General features: G+C 61.7%; 15 protein-coding genes. 11 read left to right on the top strand and 4 right to left on the bottom strand.

What is annotated here, in order from left to right:
• The first annotated feature begins 18 nt into the window (after positions 1–18).
• The 3 genes from AC0IYN_RS07750 (at position 19) to AC0IYN_RS07740 (ending at position 6,833) form a co-directional block, all read left to right on the top strand.
• Positions 19–3,309: a transglutaminase family protein gene (locus AC0IYN_RS07750; protein WP_471840971.1), complete on the top strand. Its 3,291-nt coding sequence runs from the start codon at positions 19–21 to the stop codon at positions 3,307–3,309.
• Between the two features lie 147 nt (positions 3,310–3,456).
• Positions 3,457–5,943, top strand: coding sequence for a circularly permuted type 2 ATP-grasp protein (locus AC0IYN_RS07745; protein ID WP_457239607.1), 2,487 nt, complete (start codon positions 3,457–3,459; stop codon positions 5,941–5,943).
• Positions 5,943–6,833, top strand: a complete 891-nt coding sequence (locus tag AC0IYN_RS07740) for a transglutaminase family protein (protein ID WP_406598217.1) — start codon at positions 5,943–5,945, stop codon at positions 6,831–6,833. Before AC0IYN_RS07745 ends, AC0IYN_RS07740 begins: the two co-directional genes overlap by 1 nt.
• A 46-nt stretch (positions 6,834–6,879) precedes the next feature.
• Here the strand turns inward: AC0IYN_RS07740 and AC0IYN_RS07735 are convergent, their stop codons facing one another.
• Complete coding sequence (locus AC0IYN_RS07735) at positions 6,880–7,062, bottom strand: hypothetical protein (protein WP_100491614.1); 183 nt, start codon at positions 7,060–7,062, stop codon at positions 6,880–6,882.
• Between the two features lie 333 nt (positions 7,063–7,395).
• Here AC0IYN_RS07735 and azu point away from each other — a divergent pair, with 333 nt between their 5' ends.
• Positions 7,396–7,842: an azurin gene (azu, locus tag AC0IYN_RS07730; protein WP_033897397.1), complete on the top strand. Its 447-nt coding sequence runs from the start codon at positions 7,396–7,398 to the stop codon at positions 7,840–7,842.
• Between the two features lie 137 nt (positions 7,843–7,979).
• Here the strand turns inward: azu and nadE are convergent, their stop codons facing one another.
• The 3 genes from nadE to AC0IYN_RS07715 all read right to left on the bottom strand — a co-directional run bounded on the left by nadE (position 7,980) and on the right by AC0IYN_RS07715 (position 11,115).
• Entirely contained in the window at positions 7,980–8,807 is an 828-nt protein-coding gene (gene nadE, locus AC0IYN_RS07725; protein WP_078046618.1) for an ammonia-dependent NAD(+) synthetase, read from the bottom strand.
• Positions 8,808–8,810: 3 nt separating this feature from the next.
• On the bottom strand, positions 8,811–10,025 hold the full coding sequence (pncB, locus tag AC0IYN_RS07720; protein WP_012721934.1) for a nicotinate phosphoribosyltransferase: 1,215 nt from the start codon (positions 10,023–10,025) through the stop codon (positions 8,811–8,813).
• A gap of 196 nt (positions 10,026–10,221) precedes the next feature.
• The gene (locus AC0IYN_RS07715; protein ID WP_471840968.1) at positions 10,222–11,115 is read right to left on the bottom strand and encodes a LysR family transcriptional regulator; all 894 of its coding nucleotides are present in this window, start codon (positions 11,113–11,115) and stop codon (positions 10,222–10,224) included.
• Between the two features lie 154 nt (positions 11,116–11,269).
• Between AC0IYN_RS07715 and amaB the strand changes: the two genes are divergently transcribed.
• The 7 genes from amaB (at position 11,270) to AC0IYN_RS07680 (ending at position 19,742) form a co-directional block, all read left to right on the top strand.
• Positions 11,270–12,760, top strand: coding sequence for an L-piperidine-6-carboxylate dehydrogenase (gene amaB, locus AC0IYN_RS07710; protein ID WP_406598215.1), 1,491 nt, complete (start codon positions 11,270–11,272; stop codon positions 12,758–12,760).
• Positions 12,761–12,933: 173 nt separating this feature from the next.
• Positions 12,934–14,217 carry an L-pipecolate oxidase gene (gene amaA / locus AC0IYN_RS07705; RefSeq protein ID WP_471840967.1) on the top strand — a complete coding sequence of 428 codons (1,284 nt, stop codon included), beginning with the start codon at positions 12,934–12,936 and terminating at the stop codon, positions 14,215–14,217.
• Positions 14,218–14,591: 374 nt separating this feature from the next.
• Positions 14,592–15,728 carry a branched-chain amino acid ABC transporter substrate-binding protein gene (locus AC0IYN_RS07700; protein ID WP_078046622.1) on the top strand — a complete coding sequence of 379 codons (1,137 nt, stop codon included), beginning with the start codon at positions 14,592–14,594 and terminating at the stop codon, positions 15,726–15,728.
• Between the two features lie 234 nt (positions 15,729–15,962).
• A complete protein-coding gene (locus tag AC0IYN_RS07695; protein WP_010213575.1) occupies positions 15,963–16,877 on the top strand; it encodes an ABC transporter permease subunit in 915 nt (304 codons plus the stop codon).
• A 2-nt stretch (positions 16,878–16,879) separates the two neighbouring features.
• A complete protein-coding gene (gene livM, locus AC0IYN_RS07690) occupies positions 16,880–18,157 on the top strand; it encodes a high-affinity branched-chain amino acid ABC transporter permease LivM (protein ID WP_368946288.1) in 1,278 nt (425 codons plus the stop codon).
• On the top strand, positions 18,154–19,029 hold the full coding sequence (locus tag AC0IYN_RS07685; RefSeq protein ID WP_025857340.1) for an ABC transporter ATP-binding protein: 876 nt from the start codon (positions 18,154–18,156) through the stop codon (positions 19,027–19,029). Before livM ends, AC0IYN_RS07685 begins: the two co-directional genes overlap by 4 nt.
• Positions 19,026–19,742, top strand: a complete 717-nt coding sequence (locus tag AC0IYN_RS07680) for an ABC transporter ATP-binding protein (protein WP_406598212.1) — start codon at positions 19,026–19,028, stop codon at positions 19,740–19,742. The genes AC0IYN_RS07685 and AC0IYN_RS07680 overlap by 4 nt, the downstream gene beginning before the upstream one ends.
• Positions 19,743–19,793 lie beyond the last annotated feature (51 nt).

Here is a 19,793-nt window from a genome sequence, read left to right as displayed (position 1 = left end):
GGCTCGCAGGAGGCCGCCGTGTCGATTCATGTCGCGTTGCACCACGTTACGCATTACCGCTATGACCGCGCTGTCGAACTCGGCCCACAGATCGTGCGGTTGCGCCCGGCGGCCCATAGTCGGACGCGAATTCTGTCCTACGCGCTGAAAGTGCTGCCCGAGCAGCATTTCATCAATTGGCAGCAAGACCCCCAGGGTAATTACCTGGCGCGCTTGGTGTTTCCGGAAAAAACGGATGAGTTGCGCATCGAGGTCGACCTGGTCGCCGAAATGGCCGTGTTCAACCCCTTCGACTTTTTCCTTGAGCCCTACGCCGAAAAAATCCCCTTCCGCTACGCCGCCGATGAGCAACGCGAACTGGCGCCGTACCTGGAAACCCTACCGCTGACGCCGAAGTTCGCCGCGTACCTGGCGGGTATCGACCGCACGCCACTGCCAGCGGTGGACTTCCTGGTGGGGCTCAACCAGCGCCTGGCGGCTGATATTGGCTACCTGATCCGCATGGAGCCGGGCGTGCAAACCCCGGAGTTCACCCTGGAAAATGCCTCCGGCTCCTGCCGCGACTCGGCCTGGTTGCTGGTGCAGTTGCTGCGCAACCTGGGTTTGGCGGCGCGGTTTGTGTCTGGCTATCTGATCCAGTTGACCGCCGACGTCAAAGCCCTCGACGGCCCGTCCGGCACCGAAGTGGACTTCACCGACCTGCACGCCTGGTGCGAAGTGTATTTGCCCGGCGCCGGTTGGATCGGCCTGGATGCCACCTCCGGGCTGTTCGCCGGTGAAGGGCATATCCCGTTGGCGTGTAGTCCAGATCCTTCATCTGCCGCCCCGATCAGTGGGCTGGTGGAACCGTGCGAGTGTGAGTTCACCCACGAAATGTCGGTTGAGCGGATTTGGGAAGCCCCACGCGTCACCAAGCCTTACACCGAAGAACAATGGCTGGCGATCCAGGCCCTGGGTCGGCAGATTGACGGCGACCTGCTCAAGGACGACGTGCGCCTGACCATGGGCGGCGAGCCGACGTTTGTGTCCATCGACGACCCCGACGGCGCCGAGTGGAATACCGCCGCGCTCGGGCCGGATAAGCGCCGCCTGTCCGCCGAGCTGTTCCAGCGCATGCGCAAGCACTACGCGCCCAAGGGCCTGGTGCACTTCGGCCAGGGCAAGTGGTACCCCGGCGAGCAACTGCCACGCTGGTCGCTCAATTGCTACTGGCGCCGCGACGGCGTGCCGATCTGGCACAACAGCGCGTTGATCGCCGATGAACAACAGGACTATGGCGCGGATGGCGCCCTGGCCGGGCGCTTCCTGGCCAGCGTCGCTGAGCGCCTGAAACTGCCGGCACGCTTTGTGTTCCCGGCCTTTGAAGACAACTTCTACTACCTGTGGCGCGAAGGTGCGCTGCCGCAAAACGTCACCGCCCAAGACCCACGCCTGAGCGACGACCTGGAGCGCGAACGCCTGCGCAAGGTGTTCGCCCAGGGCCTGGATAAAATCATCGGCCAAGTGCTGCCGCTGGCGCGCACGGCGGCCAATGACCGCTGGCAGAGCGGCCGCTGGTACCTGCGTGACAACCATTGCCGCCTGGTGCCGGGGGATTCGCCCCTGGGTTATCGTCTGCCACTGGCCTCGCAGCCTTGGGTGACGGCGGCCGAGTACCCGTTTGTGCACCCGACGGACCCTAACCAGGACCAGCCGGAGCTGCCGACCACCTCCCAACTGCAAAGCCACGGCGACCCCGCGCCGGTTGATGAACGCGTGCCCAAGGTCGACGAGTCCGCCGACTGGCTGACCCGCACCGCCCTGTGTGCCGAGGCGCGGGAAGGGCGCCTCTACCTGTTCATGCCGCCCCTTGAGCGTGTCGAGGACTATCTGGAACTGGTGGCCGCCATTGAGGCGGCTGCCGAAGAACTGCGTTGTCCGGTATTGCTGGAAGGCTATGAGCCGCCAGCGGACACGCGGCTGAGCAACTTCCGCGTCACGCCGGACCCCGGCGTGATCGAGGTCAACGTGCAGCCGTCCGCCAGTTGGGACGAGTTGGTGGAACGCACCGAATTCCTCTACGAAGAGGCGCGGCAAACCCGCCTGACCACTGAGAAATTCATGATCGACGGGCGCCACACCGGCACCGGTGGCGGTAACCACTTTGTGCTCGGTGGCGCGACACCCAAGGACTCGCCGTTCCTGCGCCGGCCCGACTTGCTGCGCAGCCTGATCAGCTACTGGCACAACCACCCGTCGTTGTCCTATCTGTTTTCCGGCCTGTTCATCGGCCCGACTTCACAAGCGCCGCGGGTGGACGAGGCACGTAATGATGCGTTGTACGAGCTGGAGATCGCCTTCGCGCAAATGCCCGAACCCGGTGAAGAATGCCCGCCATGGTTGGTGGACCGCCTGCTGCGCAACTTGCTGATCGACGTGACCGGCAACACCCACCGCGCCGAATTCTGCATCGACAAACTCTACTCGCCCGACGGCGCCACCGGCCGCCTGGGCCTGCTGGAGTTGCGCGCATTTGAAATGCCGCCCCATGCGCGCATGAGCCTGACGCAACAACTGTTGCTGCGTGCCTTGGTGGCACGCTTCTGGCGCGAGCCCTATGCGCCGCCGAAGCTCGCGCGCTGGGGCACCGAACTGCATGATCGTTTCCTGTTACCGCACTTTATCGAGCAGGACTTCGCCGACGTGATCGTCGAACTCAACGCGGCCGGCTACCCGCTGCGCGCCGAATGGTTCGCCGCGCACCTGGAATTCCGTTTCCCCAAGGTCGGCGATTACGCCGTCAGTGGTATCGAGCTGGAGCTGCGCCAGGCCCTGGAACCCTGGCATGTACTGGGCGAAGAGGGCGCGGTGGGCGGCACGGTGCGATATGTGGATTCGTCCCTGGAGCGCCTGCAAGTCAAATTGACCGGGCTGCCACCGCAACGCTACCTGCTGACCTGCAACGGAATCCCAGTGCCATTGCACGCTACCGGGCGAGTCGGGGAGTTCGTGGCCGGCGTGCGTTACCGCGCGTGGCAACCGGCCAACTGCCTGCAACCGACCATCGCCGTGCATGCGCCGTTGGTGTTCGACGTGTTGGATACCTGGATGCAACGCTCGCTGGGCGGCTGCCAGTACCATGTTGCCCATCCGGGCGGGCGCAATTACGACAGCTTGCCGGTGAATGCCAACGAGGCCGAGAGCCGGCGCATGGCGCGGTTTTTCCGGTTGGGGCATAGCCCGGGGAAGCTCGACGTGCCGACGGTTGTCATTAACGACGAATTGCCGATGACCCTGGATCTACGTCGTTTCCCCAATAAAAATGACTGAACGCTATCCCCTGTGGACGCTAGCTTTTGTGGTGAGCGAGCTTGCCTCGCGCGGGGCAAGCCCGCTCACCACAAAAGCCGGGGGCTACAGGGGATTTGCGGTGTTTGTTGAGTTAATCTGAGCCCCCTTGCCCCTGCCGAGCGTTCCATGTCCGACTTGCTCGACCGTTACCCGCTGACCGCGGGCACTTATCACGAATTGCTGGACGACAGCGGCGCGGTACGTGCCCATTGGCAGCGCCTGCTCGACCACCTGCAACGCAGCACGCCTGCCCAACTGGCCCAGCGCCAGGCGTTGCTGACCCGACAGATCCAGGAAAACGGCGTGACCTACAACGTCTACGCCGACCCCAAGGGCGCCGACCGCCCGTGGGAACTGGACCTGCTGCCCCATGTGCTGGCCGCTGATGAATGGCAGCAGTTGTCGGCGGGGATCGCCCAGCGTGCGCGCCTGCTCAACGCCGTGCTCGCCGACCTGTACGGCCCGCAACGCCTGATCAAGGAAGGCTTGCTGCCCGCCGAGCTGGTGTTCGGCCATAACAACTTCCTGTGGCCGTGCCAGGGCATCCAGCCGCCGGACGGAGCGTTCCTGCACCTGTACGCCGTGGACCTGGCGCGCACGCCGGATGGCCGTTGGTGGGTCACCGCCGACCGCACCCAGGCGCCTTCCGGTGCCGGTTATGCGTTGGAGAACCGCACCATTGTGTCCCGGGCGTTCCCGGATCTTTACCGGGATTTGCAGGTCCAGCACCTCACTGGTTTTTTCCGCACCTTGCAGGAAACCCTGGCCCGCCAGGCACCCGGTGATGACCAGCCGCCGCTGATCGTGCTGCTCACGCCGGGCCGGTTCAACGAAAGCTATTTCGAACACCTTTACCTCGCCCGCCAGCTCGGCTACCCGCTGGTAGAAGGCGGTGATCTCACGGTGCGCGACAGCACGGTGTTCCTGAAAACCCTCAGCGGCCTGCGCCGGGTGCACGCGATCATGCGGCGCCTGGATGACGACTTCTGCGACCCGCTGGAACTGCGCACCGACTCCGCCCTCGGCGTGCCCGGCCTGTTGGACGCGGTGCGCCAAGGCAATGTGCTGGTGGCCAATGCCCTGGGCAGCGGCGTGCTGGAGTCTCCCGGTCTGCTGGGCTTTCTGCCGAAGATCAACGAATTCCTGTTTGGTGAAAAACTGATTCTGCCGTCCATCGCCACCTGGTGGTGCGGTGAGGCGCCGGTACTCGCTGAAGCGCTGGAGAAACTGCCGGAGCTGCTGATCAAGCCGGCGTTTCCATCGCAGAGTTTTGCGCCGGTATTTGGCCGTGACCTGGACGATGAACAACGCCAGGCCCTGGCCGAACGCATGCGCGCGCGCCCCTATGCCTACGTTGCCCAGGAACTGGCGCAACTGTCCCAGGCGCCGGTGTGGCACACCGTGGATGACCACCTGCAACACCGCGCCATTGGCATGCGCGTGTACGCCGTGGCGAGTGACGAGGGGTACCGCGTGCTGCCCGGCGGCCTGACGCGTGTAGCGGCCGAAGCCGATGCCGAAGTGGTGTCGATGCAACGTGGCGGCGCCAGCAAGGACACCTGGGTGCTCGGCGAACGCGCTGCCGGTGGCGAGCACTGGCGCGCACAGCGGGCGATTGGCGCCCATGACCTGGTGCGCCGCGATCCCTACCTGCCGTCCCGCGTGGTGGAAAACCTGTTCTGGTTCGGGCGTTATTGCGAGCGCTGTGATGACAGCGCGCGCTGGCTGCGCATCGTGCTGGCGCGCTATGTGGACGGCGATGACCCGCTGGCCTTGCAGGCGGCGGTCGAGCTGGGCGAAAACCTGCGACTGCTGCCGGAAGAAGGCGAGTTGCCCGAACGCCTGCTGGCGGCACTGCTCGGCGATGACTGGCCGTCGAGCCTGCGCGCCAACCTGCAGCGCTTGCAGTGGGCGGCGTCCCAGGTGCGCGGCAAGTTGTCCCGGGAGAACTGGCAGGCCCTGGTGGAGCTGCAACGCGAAGCCATGGAGCTGGAACGCGACACCCCGGACTTTGGCGAGTTACTGGATTTCCTCAACCGCCTGGTGATGTCCCTGGCGGCGTTGTCGGGGTTTGCCCTGGACGACATGACCCGCGACGAAGGCTGGCGCTTCTTGATGATGGGCCGGCGCATCGAGCGCCTGCAATTTCTAAGCAGCAGCCTCGCGGCGTTCCTGCGTGGCGTGGCGGTGTTCGATCAGGCCGGGCTGGAGTGGTTGCTGGAACTGGGCAACAGCAGCATTACCTATCGCTCGCGCTACCTGGCGGTGCCGCAGTTGATCCCGGTCCTCGACCTGCTGTTGCTGGACGAGCAGAACCCCCATGCGGTGTTATTCCAGCTCAAGTTGGTGAGCCGCACCCTGCGGCGTCTCAATGACGACTTTGGTGTGCCACGGGAAACCGGTCTCGGCCCGTTGGTGGAGCGCCTGGCGCGATTCGACCTGGGTTGCCTGGAGAACCCGTTGTTTGGTGAGGCCAGCGTGCGTGCCGCGTTGGACGGCCTGGCGGACCTGCTGCAAGCAGTCGCCGATGAGAGTGGGCAAGTGTCGGACCGCCTGGCCTTGCGCCATTTTGCCCATGTGGATGATGTCAGCCAGCAAACGGTGTCGGTGTGATGAGTGCGCGCTACCAGATTTTCCACGATACCCATTACCACTACGACAGCCCGGTGTCCCTGGCCCAGCAGTTGGCGCACCTGTGGCCACGGCCGTGCGCCTGGCAGCGTTGCAGCTTGCAGCAACTGGATATCAGCCCGGAACCGACCTCGCGCCGCGATGAGTTGGATGTGTTCGGTAATCCCATCACCCGCCTGGCGTTCGAGCGGCCCCATGATGAACTGCTGGTGAATGCCGGGTTGACCGTGGAAGTGCTGGCGCGGCCAGTGCTGGACTTCCAGCAGTCGCCGGCCTGGGACCAAACCCGCGACAGCCTGACCTACAGCAGCCAGCCCATGTCGCCGCAGCTGATCGAAGCCTGCCGCTATCGGTTCGAATCACCCTACGTGCACCTGAAGAAAACCTTCGTTGAGTTCTCCGAAAGCTGTTTCCCCCCTGGCGAACCCTTGCTGTTGGGCGTGCAGGCGTTGATGGAAAAGATCTTCAGCGAGTTCACCTTCGATGCCGAAGCTACTCAGGTGGCTACCCCGCTGGTGGAAGTGCTGGAGCGCCGACGCGGTGTCTGCCAGGACTTCGCCCACTTGATGCTCGCCTGCCTGCGTTCGCGCGGCCTGGCGGCGCGCTATATCAGCGGTTACCTGCTCACCCAGCCACCGCCCGGCCAGCCACGGCTGATCGGCGCCGATGCGTCCCATGCGTGGGTGTCGGTGTATTGCCCGGTGTCAGGCTGGGTGGATTTTGATCCGACGAACAATGTGCAGCCGGCACTGGAGCACATCACCCTGGCCTGGGGCCGGGACTTTTCCGATGTGTCGCCGTTACGAGGGGTGATTCTGGGGGGAGGGAGCCATGACCCGGAGGTACGGGTGACGGTGATGCCGCTGGAATAGCGATTGATTGTGCCGAGCCGGGTGAGCCGGCTCAGCACAAAGGAAATTATTCAGCCGGATCCTTTGGTGTTTCGGGCTCGTCGCTCGTTACTTCACCATCGGCATCCGGGTTCAGTGCGCCGGCTTCTTCATCTGCAGCGGCTTTCTTGCGTTGCAGTTTTTCCTCTTTCTTCTGTTCCTTGGCCAAGTCTCTCTGACGTTTGGCGAAGGAGTAATTAGGTTTGGCCATGGGCGATCCTCTAGGGTCGAAGGTGAGGGTGGCGGCGCGCAGCTGCCTTGGGACGACATGGTAGCAGCTTCAAGGTGCGCTTGGCCTTCACTTACCGCAGGCGTAAGCGGCCAGCAGGCCGTTGAACAGTTGGTTGAGGTGCATGGCTCGGACTCCAGGGGGTGATGGGCCGATCATAGGCAGGTGGCAGTACTTTGGCTGGTAGATTGTGTTGATAAGTCTGATAGCCTAAAGTTGTATACAATCTGTTGATTCAGATCATAAGAATTTCTGCCTGCTTCAGGCACCCTTTGTCGCAATACGCGTTTTCTAAACCCTGCCTTGGAGATTCACATGTTTGCCAAACTCGTTGCTGTTTCCCTGCTGACTCTGGCGAGCGGCCAGTTGCTTGCTGCAGAGTGCAAGGTCACTGTCGACTCCACTGACCAAATGTCCTTCAACACCAAAGCCATTGAAATCGACAAGAGCTGCAAGACATTCACCGTCGAGCTGACTCACTCCGGCAACCTGCCGAAAAACGTCATGGGCCATAACTGGGTGCTGACCAGCGCCGCCAACATGCAGCCGGTTGCCACTGACGGCATGGCCGCTGGTATCGACAAGGACTACCTGAAACCCGGTGATGACCGCATCATCGCCCACACCAAGATCATCGGTGCGGGCGAGAAAGACTCGGTGACCTTCGACGTGTCGAAGCTGGCCGCCGGGACTGACTACGCGTTCTTCTGCTCGTTCCCAGGCCACATCTCGATGATGAAAGGCACTGTGACCCTGAAGTAACACCGCGTTATCGTTCTTCGCGAGCAAGCCCGCTCCCACATTCGACCGCGTTCCCATGTTGGAAAACGGTCAAGTGTGGGAGCGGGCTTACTCGCGAAGGCGGTCTAAAAAATCAACACAAACCTACAGGGTTCACCTCACGGCGCAAACGGCATGACCCGCTTGTGCTCGGTCTTGCGGTAGGTGTCGCAGATAATCTTGAACGCTTCCTCACGCACCGGCTCACCGTGCAGGAACGCATCGATCTCGGCGTAGGTCACGCCATGTGACGCTTCGTCCGGCTTGCCCGGCGACAGGTCTTCGAGGTCGGCAGTCGGAATCTTCTCCACCAACGATTCCGGCGCGCCAAAGTGCCGCGCAATCGCACGCACCTGGTTCTTCACCAGGCCGCTCAACGGCGCCAAATCGCACGCGCCGTCACCGAACTTGGTGAAAAAGCCCATCACCGCTTCCGCCGCATGGTCGGTACCGATCACCAGGCCACCGGCCGCGCCAGCGATGGTGTACTGCGCCACCATGCGCATGCGTGCCTTGGTGTTGCCCAGCACGAAATCGCGGGACACCGCGGCCTTGCCTTCAAATGCCGCCACTTCATTGGCCAGGGCTTTCACCGCCGGGCCGATGTTCACGGTGTGGCGCTCGTCCGGCTCGATAAAGTCCACCGACGCCTGGGCGTCGATCTCATCGAACTGGGTTTCGTACGGCAGGCGCACGGCGATAAAACGGTAGGCCTCATCGCCGGTGCTGGCGCGCAGTTCCTGCATCGCACGTTGGGCCAACAGGCCTGCGGTCAGGGAATCGACGCCACCGCTGATGCCCAGTACCAACGCTTTGAGCCCGGAATTGCGCAGGCAGTCCTGGATAAAGGTCACGCGGCGGGCAACCTCGGCCTCAAGGGCGGCCTGGTCGTTGAACGGTGCTTGGACCTTGAGCTGTTCAGCAATCTCACGCTGTACGGCTTGCATGATTCACTCCTTGCTAGAGATGGCAGGTACTTTGAAAACATGACGCAAATAGGCGACGAAATTCGGGTCGGTGCAGTGGGTCTTGCCCGCTTCATCGGAGATCTTCGCGACGGGTTGGCCATTGCAGGCGGTCATTTTAAGCACGATGCTCATCGGCTCAACACCTGGAATGTCGCAGGTCAGGTTGGTGCCGATGCCGAAGCTCACATTAATGCGACCACGCAGGGCGCGGAATATTTCCAGGGCCTTGGGCAACGACAGGCTGTCGGAGAACACCAGGGTCTTGCTCATCGGCTCGATGCCGAGCTTGTGGTAGTGGGCGATGGCTTTTTCTGCCCATTGCACGGGATCGCCGGAGTCATGGCGCAGGCCGTCGAACAGCTTGGCGAAGTACAGGTCGAAGTCGCCCAGGAACGCGTCGGTGGTGATGCAGTCGGTCAGGGCGATGCCCAGCAGGCCACGGTATTCGCGGACCCAGCAGTCGAGCGCGGCGATCTGGCTGTCGATCAGGCGCGGTCCGAGTTGCTGGTGGGCCATGATCCACTCGTGGGCCATGGTGCCCAGCGGCTTCATATCGAACTCGCGGGCCAGGTGCACGTTGCTGGTGCCGACGAAACGGCCGGGGAAGTCGTGCTTGAGCACGCTGACCACTTCTTCCTGCACGCGGTACGAAAAGCGCCGACGCGTGCCGAAGTCAGCCACTTGCAGCTCCGACAGTTCATCGCTGCTGGCGTTGGCGGTCAGCCAGTCGAACTTGCGGTACAGCTGCTCCCGCGCCTGTTCGAGGATCACGGTTTGGTAGCGATAGCGGTTACGCACTTCGCTGACGATGGCCAGCATCGGCACTTCAAACAGGATCACATGCAGCCACGGCCCGCGCAGGCGGATGAACAACTCACCGTTCTCGATGCCGGTCTGCACGTAGCGCAGGTTGAAGCGGAACAGCCCGAGGAAGCGCAAAAAGTCCGGCTTCATAAAGCTGATGCGTTCCAGGAAGCCCAACTGGTCCGGGCTCAGGCTCAGCTCGGCGAGGCGCTCGATCTGGTAGCGGATCTCCGCCAGGTACGGGCGCAGGTCTTCGCTGTTACGGCAACGAAACTCCCATTCAACTTCCACGTTGGGGTAGTTGTGCAGCACCGCCTGCATCATGGTCAGCTTGTAGAAGTCGGTGTCGAGCAAGTTCTGCACGATGCGATCGGCAAACACACTCTCGCTCATAACGGGAATCTCCAGACGGGTCGGCGATGGGCGCCGACCTTTACGCACAATTAAGGAAGGGGGCTAGTGGCGCATAGACGCGGGTCGGTTTGCCAGTGATTTTTTTGTCGAGGCTACTGGCGCTATCGCCGGCAAGCCGGCTCCTACCTTGAAATATGAACCCCTGTAGGAGCTGGCTTGCCAGCGATGGCGGTAGTCAGCCATCCACCTGCTCCATCATCCACTTCACAAAATCGCGCACCTTGGGCACCTCCGCCGAATGTTCCGGATACGCCAGGTAATACGCATCCTGACTCGGCATTGCATGCTGCCAGGGGATCACCAGCTTGCCATCGGCCAGTTCCTCTTCCACCAGAAAACGCGGCAGCAGCGCCACGCCACAACCCACCTGCGCGGCACGGATGCACATATAGAAGGTGTCGAACCGCGGCCCGTGATAGCTGTGCTCGGTCTGGTAGCCCTGGCTGGCGAACCAGTCATGCCAGCCCTGGGGGCGCGAGGCGTTTTGCAGCAGCACCAAGTTGCTCAATTGCGTGGGGTCGGAGAATGGCTGCGCCGGCAGGCTTTCCGGCGAACATACAGGTACAAGCTCTTCGCTGAACAATTTCAGGCTTTCGGTGCCCGGCCGTGAGCCCTGGCCGAAGTAGAAGGCCATATCCGCCTTGCCTTGCAGCAACTCGTCCGGCTCCTGCTCGTTGCACAGGTCCAAATGGATCTGCGGATGACGCAGGCGCCAGCCCTTGAGACGCGGCACCAGCCAGCGTGCGCCGAAGGTATAGGGCGTGGACACGCGCAGCACTTCGGTTTCGCCGCCGTAGGAGCGCAGGTAATGGGTGGACATCTCCACCTGGGTGAGGATTTTGCGCACTTCCACCAGGTACAGGTCGCCTGCCGGGGTCATCTGCAATCGCCGACGCACTCGGCGAAACAGCAGGTGTTGCAGCAGTTCTTCCAGTTGCGCCACTTGTTTGCTCACTGCGCTCTGCGTGAGGTTCAGCTCCTCGGCGGCGCGGGTGAAGCTCAAGTGGCGGGTGGCGGCTTCGAAACACTGCAGGGCAGTGATCGAGGGCAAATGTCTTTTGTTCAGCACGGCACGCCTCTTTTTATTCTTTGCATGAATAAACGGAATGATATCTCGCCTAATCGTCGTTTGTTGGCAAGTCTTGGGCCAGCTACAAATAAGGTCTGGATCGCCGTGTCGGTGGCGGCGCAACTTTTCTGTTTGTAGATTGAAGGAGTGACCCATGGTTGCCGCATTGCTTGATCGTCTCGGGGTAAACCCGGCGCTGTACCAGTCGGGCAAACAGCCCGTGCATTCGCCGATTGATGGCAGCCGCATCGGCAGCGTGCACTGGGAAGGGGCCGCCGAGGTGGAACAACAGGTCAGTCGCGCCGAGCATGCATTCGAGGCCTGGCGCAAAGTGCCGGCACCGCGCCGTGGCGAATTGGTGCGCCAGTTCGGTGATGTGTTGCGCGAATACAAGGCCGACCTGGGCGAGCTGGTGTCCTGGGAAGCCGGCAAGATCACCCAGGAAGGCCTGGGCGAAGTGCAGGAAATGATCGACATCTGCGACTTCGCCGTCGGGCTGTCGCGCCAGCTGTACGGTTTGACCATCGCCTCTGAGCGTCCGGGCCACCACATGCGTGAAACCTGGCACCCGCTGGGCGTGGTTGGCGTGATCAGCGCGTTCAACTTCCCGGTGGCCGTGTGGGCGTGGAACACCACCCTGGCGCTGGTGTGCGGCAATGCCGTGATCTGGAAACCCTCGGAAAAGACCCCGCTCACTGCGCTGGCCTGCCAGGCATTGTTCGAGCGCGTGCTGAAGAAATTCGACGGCGCCCCCGAGTACCTGAGCCAAGTGATCATCGGCGGTCGCGATGCCGGTGCCGCGTTGGTAGATGACCCGCGCGTCGCCCTGATCAGCGCCACCGGCAGCACCCGCATGGGCCGCGAAGTGGCGCCGAAAGTCGCCGCCCGTTTTGCCCGCAGCATCCTTGAGCTGGGCGGCAACAACGCGATGATCCTCGGCCCAAGCGCCGACCTGGACATGGCCGTGCGCGCCATCCTGTTCAGCGCCGTTGGCACTGCCGGCCAGCGTTGCACTACCCTGCGCCGCCTGATCGCCCATGAATCGGTCAAGGAAGAAATCGTCACCCGCCTCAAGGCCGCCTATTCCAAAGTGCGCATCGGCCACCCGCTGGAAGGCAACCTGATCGGCCCGTTGATCGACAAGCATGGCTTCGACAACATGCAGGACGCCCTGGAGCAAGCCTTGAGCGAAGGCGGCAAGGTGTTCGGCGGCAAGCGCCAACTGGAGGACACATTCCCCAACGCTTACTACGTGTCGCCGGCGATTGTGGAAATGCCCGAGCAAAGTGATGTGGTGTGCACCGAGACGTTTGCGCCGATTCTCTACGTGGTGGGCTACACCGACTTCGCCGAAGCCCTGCGCCTGAACAATGCCGTGCCGCAAGGCTTGTCATCGTGCATCTTCACCACCGACGTGCGTGAAGCCGAGCAGTTCATGTCGGCGGTCGGCAGTGACTGTGGCATCGCCAACGTCAACATCGGCCCGAGCGGCGCGGAAATCGGCGGCGCATTTGGCGGTGAGAAAGAGACCGGCGGCGGGCGTGAGTCGGGTTCGGATGCATGGCGCGGGTACATGCGTCGCCAGACCAACACCGTGAACTACTCGTTGGAATTGCCGCTGGCCCAGGGCATTACCTTCGACTGATTCCTCAAGTCGAAGCGCGGTCAATGTGGGAGCTGGCTTGCCTGCGATAGCATCACCATGGGGTACCTGATACACCGAGGTGCCTGCATCGCAGGCAAGCCAGCTCCCACATTTGATTGGGTTTGCAATTCAAAATAACAGTTGTTTGTTAGGTTTCATCCCGGAGTCTGGCAATGGCACTACGCGAAACATGTTTGTGGGAGCACCTCACCCCTCGCCGGCCGGATCGTGCGGCGCTCAAGGGGGAGGTCAAGGTCGATGTGTGTGTGATCGGCGCCGGGATCACGGGCCTTTCGGCAGCCATTCATTTGCTGGAGCAGGGTAAAAGCGTCGCCGTGCTGGAGGCTTATCGCACCGGGCATGGCGGTTCGGGGCGTAACGTCGGGTTGGTCAACGCCGGCATGTGGATCCCGCCGGACGACATCGAAGCCGGTTTTGGCGAGGCGGTGGGCAGCCAGCTCAACCGCATGTTGGGCGCGGCACCGTCGCTGGTGTTCAGCCTGATCGACAAATACAACATCGATTGCCAACTGCGCCGTGAAGGCACCTTGCACATGGCGCACAACGCCCGTGGCGAGGCGGATTTACGCAGTCGCGAAGAACAATGGAAGCGCCGTGGCGCACCGGTAGAACTGCTCACCGGCCAGGCTTGCGTGCAGGCCACCGGTACCCGGAAAATCGCTGCCGCCTTGCTGGACCGACGTGCTGGCACCCTGAACCCGATGGCCTACACCAGTGGCTTGGCCAACGCGGCGGTCGGCCTGGGCGGGCAGTTATTCGACCATTCTCCTGTCACCCAGCTTGAACGCCAGGGCGCGCACTGGTCGGTGCAGACCGCCCAGGGTTCAGTGCAGGCTGCACAGGTGGTGATCGCCTCCAATGCCTACACCGAAGGCGAATGGACCGAACTGCGGCGCAATTTTTTTCCCGGTTACTACTATCAGGTCGCGTCGGCTCCGCTGACGGACGACGCCGCCAAACAGATCCTGCCCGGTGGCCAGGGCTCCTGGGACACGCGCCAGGTGCTGAGCAGCATCCGCCGCGATGCCGATGGCCGCCTGTTGCTCGGCAGCCTGGGCAACGGCAACCGGAAACCGGCGTGGTTCCTCAAAGCGTGGGCCGATCGGGTGCAGCAGCATTACTTCCCGTACCTCAAATCGGTGCAGTGGGAATTCACCTGGACCGGCTGCATCGCCTTTACCCCGGATCACTTGATGCGCCTGTTCGAGCCCGCCCCTGGCCTCGTGGCAGTAACGGGCTATAACGGGCGTGGCGTGACCACCGGCAGCGTGGTCGGCAAGGCGTTTGCCGACTACCTGTGTCACCAGAATCCCCAGGCGTTGCCGATCCCCTTCGCGCCCATGCAGCCGTTGGCCGGGGTGGGACTGCGCAGCTGTCTTTATGAAGCAGGATTCTCGCTGTATCACGCTGGGCAATGCTTGAGGATCGTTATCTAATCAGCGAAATACCGCTCAGAAGCCTGCATTTTCTTAGCAGGCTACTAATCTGTATTGGTGCAAGTCGTAGCAATCACGCACTGTAAATGTGCAGTTCCGTTACGCCGTCTGTTACAGCTGTAGGAACTGTCGTTTATAGCTTTGGTTGCAGGTGCGACCTGCCGAGGTTGTACTTTTTGGATCCATTGGTTGCACCTTCTGATGCTAGAGGGTTGCACGTCCTGGCGAATGGAGGCGAAACGCCTGCAATAACAATGACACCGTGTCTTTTTGAAGAATAAAAACGTAATGGCACGCGCCTTGCTCTGGGCTTTCAGTGAAAAGTTTGAACGCAAGTTGTCGTGCCAAAAATCAAAAATATCGGAGCACCACTCATGTCCCAGACGTTTTACAAGAAAGGTTTTCTGGCCCTCGCCGTTGCAGCGGCGCTGGGTGTTTCTGCGTTTGTTCAAGCTGATGTGAAGATTGGCGTAGCGGGGCCGATGACCGGTGCCAACGCCGCTTTCGGTGAGCAGTACATGAAGGGTGCCCAAGCGGCAGCCGATGTGATCAACAAGGCCGGCGGCATCAACGGTGAGAAAATCGTGCTGGTGGCCGGCGACGATGCCTGCGAACCCAAGCAGGCCGTGGCTGTGGCCAACCGCCTGGCAGACCAGGACAAAGTGATCGGCGTGGTCGGCCACTTCTGCTCCTCCAACACCATCCCGGCGTCCGAGGTGTATGACGAAGCGGGCATCATCGCGATCACCCCAGGTTCCACCAACCCACAAGTGACCGAACGCGGCCTGGGCGCCATGTTCCGCATGTGCGGCCGTGACGACCAGCAAGGCATCGTTGCTGGCGACTACATCGTTGACGTGCTCAAGGGCAAGAAAGTCGCCGTGATCAACGACAAGGACACCTACGGCAAAGGCCTGGCTGACGCCACCGCTGCCCAGTTGACCAAACGCGGCGTCAAGCCAGTGCTGGAAGAAGGCCTGACCCGTGGCGAGAAAGACTTCAGCGCCCTGGTCACCAAGATCCGCTCCACCGGTGCCGACGTCGTGTACTTCGGCGGCCTGCACCCGGAAGCCGGTCCACTGGTTCGCCAGATCCGTGAAGCCGGTCTGAAAGACGTGAAGTTCATGTCCGATGACGGTGTTGTGACCGACGAACTGGTGGCCACCGCTGGCGGCAAGCAATACGTCGACGGCGTGTACATGACCTTCGGCGCCGACCCGCGCCTGCTGCCAGACAGCAAGGCCGTAGTGGAAGAGTTCCGCAAAAACGGCACCGAGCCAGAAGGCTACACCCTGTACGCCTACGCGTCGGTCCAGGCCCTGGCCGCCGGCTTCAACGGTGCCAAGTCCAACAAGGGTGAAGACGCCGCCAAGTGGCTCAAGGCTCACCCGGTAAAAACCGTCATGGGCGAAAAGGCCTGGGATTCCAAGGGCGACCTGAAAATCTCCGACTACGTGGTTTACCAGTGGGATAAAGACGGCAAATACCATCAGCTGGAAAAACAGAAGTAAGCATTAACGCGACCACGCAGGCACCACAGAGCCACTGTGGGAGCCGGGCTTGCCCGCGATGACGGACTGACAGTCGACACCTGTGTTGAATGTGAAACCGCTATCGCAGGCAAGCCAGCTCCCACAGGGGATCGAGGTTGCCAACTGCATCGTGTCCAGCAACGACTCTGTTTTTTCCTCCAGAAGCGCCGCACACCCACCGGTGTGCAGGTGCTCACCGCGTGAGATTGCGTTATGGATGGTATTTTCCTGCAGCAACTGGTCAACGGCCTGACCCTCGGGTCGGTCTATGGCCTGATCGCCATCGGCTACACAATGGTCTATGGCATCATTGGCATGATCAACTTCGCCCATGGCGAGGTTTATATGATTTCCGCTTACCTCGCGGCGATCAGTCTGGCACTGCTGGCTTACTTTGGCATCGAATCCTTCCCGCTGCTCATTCTCGGCACCTTGATCTTCACTGTCGTCGTCACCGGCGTTTACGGTTGGGTCATCGAGCGTGTCGCCTACAAACCGCTGCGCAACTCCACCCGACTGGCCCCGCTGATCAGTGCCATCGGCATCTCCCTGATCCTGCAGAACTATGCGCAGATCGCCCAGGGCGCCAAGCAACAAGGTATTCCTACCCTGCTGGCCGGGGCCTGGCGTGTCGACATCGGCAGTGGGTTCGTCCAGCTCACGTATACCAAGGTCTTCATCCTGGTCGCCGCCTTCGCCGGCATGGCCCTGCTGACCTACGTGATCAAGTACACCAAGCTCGGCCGCATGTGCCGCGCGACCCAGCAAGACCGCAAGATGGCGTCGATCCTCGGCATCAACACCGACCGGGTGATCTCCTACGTGTTCGTCATTGGTGCCGCCATGGCTGCATTGGCCGGCGTGCTCATCACCCTCAACTACGGCACCTTCGACTTCTATGCCGGCTTCATCATCGGCATCAAGGCATTTACCGCAGCGGTACTCGGCGGCATCGGCTCCCTGCCTGGGGCGATGTTGGGCGGGATCATCCTCGGTATCTCCGAGTCGTTGTTCTCGGGGTTGATCAACTCTGACTACAAAGACGTGTTCAGTTTCTCCCTGCTGGTGGTGATTCTGATTTTCCGTCCCCAGGGCCTGCTTGGTCGCCCACTTGTGGCGAAGGTGTAAACATGTCTGCTGCCAAACCAATCGATATCAAGAAAAGTGTGGTCGATACGGTCCTCGCCGGGCTGATTTCGTTGATCGTGTTCGGTCCGATCGTCGGCGTTGTACTCGACGGCTACAGCTTCAACCTGGAACCGGCCCGCGTGGGCCTGCTGGTGGCCATTGTGATGGTCGGCCGCTTTGCCATGAGCCTGTTCCTGCAAACCCCCAAGGGCCTGAAGATTTTGCAGGGCTTCGAGAGCAGTGGCTCTGGCGTGCATGTGCTGGCGCCGGACTACAAGTCGCGGCTGCGCTGGATCATCCCGGCACTGATCGTGATCGCCATCGTGTTTCCGATCTTCGCCAACAAGTACCTGCTGACCGTGGTGATCCTCGGGCTGATCTACGTGTTGCTCGGCCTGGGCCTCAACATCGTGGTGGGCCTGGCCGGCTTGCTCGACCTGGGTTACGTGGCGTTCTACGCCATCGGCGCCTACGGCCTTGCACTGGGTTATCAATACCTGGGCCTGGGCTTCTGGACCGTGTTGCCACTGGCGGCCATCGCCGCAGCGTTGGCGGGGTGCATACTCGGGTTCCCGGTGCTACGAATGCACGGTGACTATTTGGCCATCGTGACCCTGGGCTTTGGTGAAATCATCCGTCTGGTGCTCAACAACTGGCTGTCGTTTACCGGCGGACCCAACGGCATGCCGGTGCCCTCGCCGACTTTCCTCGGCCTGGAGTTTGGCAAGCGCGCGAAGGATGGCGGGGTTCCCTTCCATGAATTCTTCGGCATCGACTACAACCCCAACATCAAATTCCTGTTCATCTACATTGTGCTGTTCCTGGTGGTGCTGGCCGTGCTGTACATCAAGCATCGCCTGACCCGCATGCCGGTAGGCCGCGCCTGGGAAGCGCTGCGCGAAGATGAAATCGCCTGCCGTTCCATGGGCCTGAACCACGTGCTGGTCAAGCTCTCGGCCTTCACCATCGGTGCATCGACTGCCGGTTTGGCCGGTGTGTTCTTTGCCAGCTACCAGGGCTTCGTCAACCCGTCATCGTTCACCTTCTTCGAGTCGGCGCTGATCCTGGCCATCGTGGTGCTGGGCGGCATGGGCTCGACGGTGGGCGTGGTGATCGCGGCCTTTGTATTGACCGTCGCCCCGGAGCTGCTGCGCAGCTTCTCCGAATACCGCGTGCTGCTGTTTGGCGTGTTGATGGTGGTGATGATGATCTGGCGACCGCGCGGCCTGATCCGGATCAGCCGTACCGGTGTGACGCCACGTAAGGGGGTAGCGCCATGAGCAAGGAAGTCGTGCTCTCCGTGGAACACCTGATGATGCACTTCGGTGGCATCAAGGCCTTGAGCGACGTGAGCCTCAAGGTCGAACGCAACTCGATCTTCGCCCTGATCGGCCCCAACGGCGCCGGCAAGACCACGGTGTTCAACTGCCTCACCGGTTTCTACAAAGCCAGCGGCGGCAAGATCGAACTCAACATCCGTGGCAAGCAGACCAACGTGATCCAACTGCTGGGCGAGCGCTTCAAGGCCACCGACTTTGTGTCGCCCAAGAGCTTTTTCAGCCGCGTTTACTACAAGATGTTTGGCGGCACCCACCTGGTTAACCGTGCCGGTTTGGCGCGTACCTTCCAGAACATTCGCCTGTTCAAGGAAATGTCGGTGCTGGAGAACCTGCTGGTGGCCCAGCACATGTGGGTCAACCGCAACATGCTCGCGGGCATTCTCAACACCAAGGGCTACCGCAAGGCTGAAAGCGATGCCCTCGACCACGCCTTCTACTGGCTGGAAGTTGTGGACCTGGTGGACTGCGCCAACCGTCTGGCGGGTGAACTCTCCTACGGCCAACAGCGCCGCCTGGAAATAGCCCGCGCCATGTGCACGCGGCCGCAGATCATCTGCCTGGACGAACCCGCTGCGGGCCTCAACCCCCAGGAAACCGAAGCCCTCAGCGCGATGATTCGCCTGTTGCGCGACGAACACGACCTCACGGTGGTGCTGATCGAACACGACATGGGCATGGTGATGAGTATTTCCGACCACATCGTGGTGCTGGACCACGGCAACGTGATCGCCGAGGGTGGCCCGGATGCGATCCGCAACGACCCGAAAGTGATTGCCGCCTACCTGGGCGCTGACGAAGAGGAGTTGGTATGAGTGCACCTATCCTCGAAATGAAGGACCTGGACGTGTATTACGGCCCGATCCAGGCCCTGAAAAAAGTCTCGCTGCACATCAATGAAGGCGAAACTGTCAGCCTGATTGGCTCCAACGGCGCGGGCAAGTCCACGCTGCTGATGTCGATCTTCGGCCAGCCACGGGCCGAGTCGGGGCAGATCATCTATAACGGCGTGGACATTACCCACAAGTCGTCTCACTACATCGCCTCCAACGGCATTGCGCAGTCGCCGGAAGGGCGGCGGGTGTTCCCTGACATGACCGTCGAGGAGAACCTGCTGATGGGCACCATCCCGATTGGCGACAAGTTCGCCTTTGATGACATGCAGCGCATGTTCGAGCTGTTTCCACGGCTCAAGGAGCGGCGTAACCAGCGCGCCATGACCATGTCCGGCGGCGAGCAGCAAATGCTCGCCATCGCCCGCGCGCTGATGAGCCGGCCCAAGCTGTTGCTGCTGGATGAACCGAGCCTGGGCCTGGCGCCGATTGTGGTGAAGCAGATCTTCTCGACGTTGCGCGAGCTGGCCTCCACCGGGATGACTATCTTCCTGGTGGAGCAGAACGCCAACCATGCGTTGCGCTTGTCGGACCGCGCTTATGTGATGGTCAACGGCGAGATTCGCCTGACCGGCACCGGCAAGGAACTGCTGGTGAACGAGGAAGTGCGCAACGCCTACCTTGGCGGTCACTGATGTAAAACTTGATGCAGGCCTCCTGTAGGTGGCTGCTGTATGTGGGAGCTG

Source organism: Pseudomonas sp. AC112 (genome assembly GCF_979253545.1).
This window is presented reverse-complemented; position numbering and strand designations above follow the sequence as displayed.